Annotated in this window: 6 protein-coding genes; all 6 read right to left on the minus strand. The window is 38.3% G+C overall.

Annotated features, from left to right (window positions below):
• Nucleotides 1-457: 457 nt before the first annotated feature.
• Complete coding sequence (locus FD47_RS13420; RefSeq protein WP_054736473.1) at nt 458-730, minus strand: head-tail connector protein; 273 nt, start codon at nt 728-730, stop codon at nt 458-460.
• Nucleotides 731-793: 63 nt separating this feature from the next.
• A complete protein-coding gene (locus tag FD47_RS13425) occupies nt 794-2,308 on the minus strand; it encodes a phage major capsid protein (protein WP_156319491.1) in 1,515 nt (504 codons plus the stop codon).
• Entirely contained in the window at nt 2,301-3,404 is a 1,104-nt protein-coding gene (locus FD47_RS13430) for a phage portal protein (protein WP_054736477.1), read from the minus strand. Before FD47_RS13430 ends, FD47_RS13425 begins: the two co-directional genes overlap by 8 nt.
• Nucleotides 3,405-3,416: 12 nt before the next feature.
• Nucleotides 3,417-3,611 (minus strand): hypothetical protein, encoded by a 195-nt coding sequence (locus FD47_RS13435; RefSeq protein WP_040470560.1) that lies wholly within the window; start codon nt 3,609-3,611, stop codon nt 3,417-3,419.
• On the minus strand, nt 3,571-5,286 hold the full coding sequence (locus tag FD47_RS13440; protein ID WP_054736481.1) for a terminase large subunit: 1,716 nt from the start codon (nt 5,284-5,286) through the stop codon (nt 3,571-3,573). Before FD47_RS13440 ends, FD47_RS13435 begins: the two co-directional genes overlap by 41 nt.
• Before the next feature lie 101 nt (nt 5,287-5,387).
• Nucleotides 5,388-5,774 carry a phage terminase small subunit P27 family gene (locus FD47_RS13445; protein WP_235806101.1) on the minus strand — a complete coding sequence of 129 codons (387 nt, stop codon included), beginning with the start codon at nt 5,772-5,774 and terminating at the stop codon, nt 5,388-5,390.
• Nucleotides 5,775-5,864 lie beyond the last annotated feature (90 nt).

The raw sequence follows: 5,864 nt of genomic DNA on the forward strand, positions 1-5,864 counted from the left end.
AAAGTGTCAACCCTAAGGGGTATTGTACGCTATTTTCAACACCATTTTTATGAACATGACACGAAATACTGTCCATCGCTGGACTTGCGAGTTGGCTAAAATTAGCCAGCTCCTTTTTTAGTTTTGCATACTCTTTTAGTAAGTTTCGGATTTTTTTAATATCTTCACGCATATGATTACTCCCTTATTTAGTAATGACAAGTTTAAGGCCATTCAGAACGACCTCGACTTTCAGCGGTGTTCTAAATCATTCATTTAAAATAAATATGTACACAAAAAGCACGGTTTCCCGTGCTTAATTTGGATTTAAATAAGCTGATGATGCTTACTTGTGTTAGCTGATAGCAATTGAATCGACCTACAATAATCAATTATCTTGCACAGATAAACCGGCCGGTATAGTGATCTCTCACTACATCTACATTATATCATTTATTAGACTAGATTACCTAGTTTTTTAAACTATTCCACGTAGTTGTTGAATCATGCTAACTACCTGATAAGGCGTGTTTTGCATATCAATATTCCGATTAGAATACCAAAATTGGGTTAGTAAAGAAACTGCAAAATCAAACTGTTCATAACCAGCAAAATCAGTGGCACTCTTTGAGCTATCCACCGCATTAATAACGTAGTCAATGGCGGTATTTATATATGTTTGAATCATATCATCGTCGTTAGTAACGTCGATTCTTAAACTATTTTTTATGTCGTTAACCGTAACAGCCATTATTAATCACATCCTTTATCGGTTTTCATTTATGTATAGGGAGCTTAACACTCCCTTGAAATCCTATTTACCAGCTGGAGTACCCAGTGAAACGTTAACTACCGCGCTTTTATCAATAACTTCATAATCATTTCGCACGATTACGGATAGTCCTTGACTGAATTGATCGAATTTATCCCATTGACAGCTTACTTGGTTTCTACGGAAGACAGCTACCGCTTGTGATAAATCACCAACAATCATTGGAAAGGTTCCATCCGTATTGTTAGGCAATAACTTGTCACTAATCATCACTACTGGTGAACCTAACAAACTAAAACCAGAAGCTGCGGTTGGATTTGGTTGTAAGAGGTAACGCCCTTCGCTATCTTTCAAAGTGTCCAAGTAATTGAAACCAGACTGATTAACTAACCACATCTTACTTAGTGCTGGGTCAAGGGTAACGTTATAAATCTTTTTAAGATCGTCAACATTAGTAGCACTTACTTTACTAAAGTTAGCAGCCAATAACGCCATAATTTGTTGGTTGTCAGTATTATCAACCAATTGTTGTAGCTGGTTCTTAACCTCACCCACAATATCAACTTCAGAGTCCTCCACAACTTCATTCGATAATGCAATCTGACCCGCTCGTGTTTTAACGTCAAACGGAACATTAGTAAACATATTCGCATTAATGTCAGCCATTTGGGCTAGTTCATCTTTGGTGGCCAACACTGCGGTTTGCTGACTGGTGGCAATTGGATATGTCCCAGAACCAGCTGAAACTTGTTTAACCGTTGCGTATTGTGCCAAGTTGTATCGGGAAGTCTTTAATTGGAATACCGGTGTAATTAATTCCTTAGGAATAACTGCTGAGGCACCCTGCGTTGTTACACCGTCTCGCATTTCACCATGTGACCGAATGTAATCCTCAAATGAACGGACTTCGGTTTTAGGCTTTTCGGTAGTATGGTTCTTTTCTGGATCGTTAGGATCAATAATTTTCTTTTCTGTCATTTTCTTAACCTCTTTCTTTTTGTTAATAAATTTTTCATAACTACGGGTGTCAACTTGAACATTGGTATCGTCATAAGCGGGAACAGCAACTACGGATACGTCAAACAAGCTTTTAACTTGATTGATTGTTCTCGTAACATTGCCTTGATCGTCCTTAGACCATGTATCGCCGCCATCATTGACCTCAAAACCAAAACTGCATGAATCAACATTGCCGCTTGTAATCTCCTCGTATACGTCATTAGCAAAACTTGTATTAGGTAATTGTGCGGTAAATGCTAAGCCTTTTTCATCTGGTGTTAATGTCAATGTGCCAGCCTTAACACTAGCCAAAACTTGCGTATAATCGTGATTATTTAGCATTAAAACATCAGATAAATCAACATTATCAAGTGCATTAGGTGTAACTACTTCTGTAAAGCCGCCTAAATCCTTGCTTGGTGAGTTCCACACAATAGCATAGCCAGAAATCGTTTTGCCTTGCTGGTCATCTTGTGGCTGTTGTGTATCATCTTCGGGAGTTTCGGCTTGTGGCTGTTGTGCCCGCAACTCCGCTTTAATCGTTAACCGTCTATCCATTTTCTCCACTATTTTCAGCTCCATTCTTATTGATATTTACAAATATGTTTCCATCATCAGTTGGATTCAAGCCGATCTTAGCCCTGGCTTCATTCCTAGTTAAAACACCATTAATAAAACCATTAACAGCTTGTTTTTGTTGGGCTTCAGGATCTAGGCTTAGTAAATTATCCGTGTTATACGCAAATTGATGCCCTAGTTTAAAACTCAATTCACTAGTCATGCAATCCATATAATGTTGTAATGAGGACTGGATGTACTGTAAATTGCTTTGTTCCTGGTTAGAATGTTCATTTTCAACTCCCAACCGCTCAACTGGAAGCTGAAAACATTCGGCAATTTGGCGAGTTGTCCAATCATTAGAATTAACCAGTTTCAATACATCTGTGTTTAATTCTAAATTGCTAACATCCATACTGTCATCAATCACCATGGTACCCAAGGCATTGGTACCAGTCGTTGCATCGTCAAACTGTTCTCGAATATTATCTTTTGCCTGTTTACTTAATTCAGCCTTGTGAACTTGAACAACTTTCGTACCATGAATACCACTATTAAAAAAGCCAGTCAGTAATTGATTGCTGGCCGACTGAATTTGTTGTTCATCTCTTAAAGCAAACAGCGGACTAATTCCGCTGACACCATCTTTAGTGAAATACTTAAAATGAAGAATGCTACCAGGCGTAATGACGCGCTTAGTTTGACCATCAGGTGAGTAAGTGTAGGTTAACCGGCCACTCACATCGTCTTGTGTTACGGTCATTTGACTATTGGGAATGAAAATTAAGTCATGACCACGGATTTCAGCAAACGCATTCCCATTCAAAAGCATATTAGCAGCCAAAGCATACTTGAGGCTGTAACCACTCATACTGGGATTAGGAGTTTGGTTAATCATAGTGTTAAAAATTGGCGTATCACATAATACTGGATTGCCGGCTAAATCACCAGCAATAATATTAATAGCAGTAAAAATATCGCTATTACGCAACGCTGAAATCGAAACATACGTATATGGATCATCGCTTGAAAGACTAACCAAGGCATCGGTAAATGGATCATCATTAGTGGTGTTGGTTTTGACAAAGAAACTCATATATATATCACCTCACTTTTGTTTATTTTTTTCGTAATTAATTAAAAGCGCTAAAACGACCAGGAAAATGCCAGCAAAGATTAGCGCAATATAAAATCCCAAGATACCAGCCAGGCCAATGATAATCACCATCAACCCCAGGATTAATAAAATTGTTTGAATGTAGCTAGAAAGAAAAGTCGTCACTTTCGTAATAACTGTTTGCATGACTGATATCCTCACTTTCTTGGTAATAGTCCATGCCTGAAACGTAAGCACAGATTAAGGCTGCTATCGGGTCAATCCGGTTGCTATTGCGGGCTTTATCAAGTTGCCAACCATTATTCACAACTTTCAAAATAGCATTATTGACCGCATAGGCCAGAATCTTGTTGCCATTATGTTTAATCTTGCCATCGTAAAGCTGATCACGGAAGTTACGAGTTGGAATGTTAAGCGTTTTCAGACCCTGCCTCACTTCAAACAGTGGATAATTAGCCTTTTCAAACTTGGTTAAAAGTGCCGTAAAATTGTAAGGATCATAAGCGATGGCTTTGACATTCCAATTATATTTACCAACTAGTTCTTGGATATAATCAAATACCTCATCGTAATCAATAATGCCACTATCCAATCTGGTAATCGAACACTCGCCGGCTCGTTCCATAGAACGATAGTCGATACCATCACGCTTAATCTTGCTTGATAATCCGTACTTGGTTCCTACCCAGGAATGACTGTCACAATAAAACTGACCGTTACCAATTGGTACCAGCCAACTAACTGCTGTCAGATCATTACTCTTCGATAAATCAATGCCAATAAATACATCACGGTTATTCAGATCGGGAATTTTTTTAAGCTTTCCCTTGCTCCAATCATCAGCACTGATATAGGAATCATCAGAGGCTTGCACCCACATATTCATAGACTTACTCAAAAATGGAATTAAATTGTTTTGTTTAACAGCCAGATCCAAGTCAGATTTTAATTTAGTGGTCATTCTTTTATTAACAGTCGGTTCGCAAAGTAACGGATTGGCCTTAATCCAATTATTGGGGTCAAATACTTCTTCACGTTTATCCAACTCCCAAATAGCAATGAAGTAACGATCAGCTTTCGTTTTACCAGTAAGAACATCGGTCAGCATTTCATACTCATCATGCATTGGACAATTAATATTAACTCCGGATGTGGAAATGATCATCAATAAGGAATTTGGCACATTTGTTTGACCAGTTTGTAGAGCGGTGTAAGTAGCTCTCGTCTTAGCCTGATCGAACTCGTCCAAGATCCCCGTAGAGGCACCATACCCCTCCAAAGTATTTGTATTAGACGACAATGCTTGACATGTTGAACCAGTGAGGTTATCCGTAATCTTATTTCGCCGAACTTTTACTCGGGTTCGCACATATGGTGATTGTTTTCTGACTTGTTCAAATTCCGAAGACAACATGTTATATCCCAACCGTGCCTGCTTCGCGCTATTGGCAACAAACAATACCTGCCGATTCCTCGCTGGTACTTTCTCTTTAATTAATCCAAGTGCTGCAAAACAACTAGCTAAATACGTCTTGCCGCACTTTCTAGCCATCGAAATGAATGCTCTATCATATCGCCGATCACCAGTTGATTTTTCACGCCAACCATATAATTCACCAATAATCCACTTTTGAAAGGGTTGTAATTCTAGTTTTGAACCATCAGTTTTGGGAAGTAACTCAATAAATTCAATGGCGCTATCGGCTTGATGACCATCAAAGTAAAATGGATAATCTTTTTCATTAATTGAGCGATTTAAATCACTAACAAAACGTTTGATAGCCAACTCGATTTTCTTACCAACAATAATTTCATGATGTAAAACCTGTTTAACATAAATCAAATTGGTAGATAAATACATACCATTTACTTCATCTAAGTCTAATATTTCTGTATTGTATGCAAGAAAATCTGCTACGTCATCAATTTCATTAACCCCCATGCTTTTTAATTCTTCTCTATTCATTTCATAGCCTCTTCAAATTTATCTTTAGGTGTCTCTTTGGTTTTAGCCTTGTTTAATTCCATTCGAGCCCGCGATCCAATACTCATGCCTAAATCATTAGCTAATGATTTCATATCTTTGGTAGCTGCCGACAAAACGTCAATGTAGGGATTCTTCTTTCGCATACCGGTTTTGCCCGTTTGCACAATCCCATGCTTCTTTAAATCCGCTTCAGCAGCTTGAATTAGTCGATAATCTTCACAGTATGTGGCTAACAATGATCGGTCTAATTCACTAATAGGCGTGTTAGCTTTCAGATACGGGACAACTCGATTCCATTCAGTAATGGCAGATCCATGTAACCAGCCAGGTGGCGTTACATTAAGTTCAGGATAGGCAAACATTGACGCCTGCATATCCTTTCTTTGAAACTTTTCTTCTTCGGATAAATGAGATTTAACCGTTTGTAACTGCTAAAATAAAGTGAGCCAATT

It is taken from the genome of Lentilactobacillus parafarraginis DSM 18390 = JCM 14109, from assembly GCF_001435895.1.
Taxonomy (GTDB): domain Bacteria; phylum Bacillota; class Bacilli; order Lactobacillales; family Lactobacillaceae; genus Lentilactobacillus; species Lentilactobacillus parafarraginis.

Coding starts and splice junctions, on each gene's coding strand:
- FD47_RS13420 (WP_054736473.1), bottom strand. CDS start 730: ATGGCTGTTACGGTTAACGACATAAAAAATAGTTTAAGAATCGACGTT.
- FD47_RS13425 (WP_156319491.1), bottom strand. CDS start 2,308: ATGGATAGACGGTTAACGATTAAAGCGGAGTTGCGGGCACAACAGCCA.
- FD47_RS13430 (WP_054736477.1), bottom strand. CDS start 3,404: ATGAGTTTCTTTGTCAAAACCAACACCACTAATGATGATCCATTTACC.
- FD47_RS13435 (WP_040470560.1), bottom strand. CDS start 3,611: ATGCAAACAGTTATTACGAAAGTGACGACTTTTCTTTCTAGCTACATT.
- FD47_RS13440 (WP_054736481.1), bottom strand. CDS start 5,286: ATGTATTTATCTACCAATTTGATTTATGTTAAACAGGTTTTACATCAT.
- FD47_RS13445 (WP_235806101.1), bottom strand. CDS start 5,774: ATGTTTGCCTATCCTGAACTTAATGTAACGCCACCTGGCTGGTTACAT.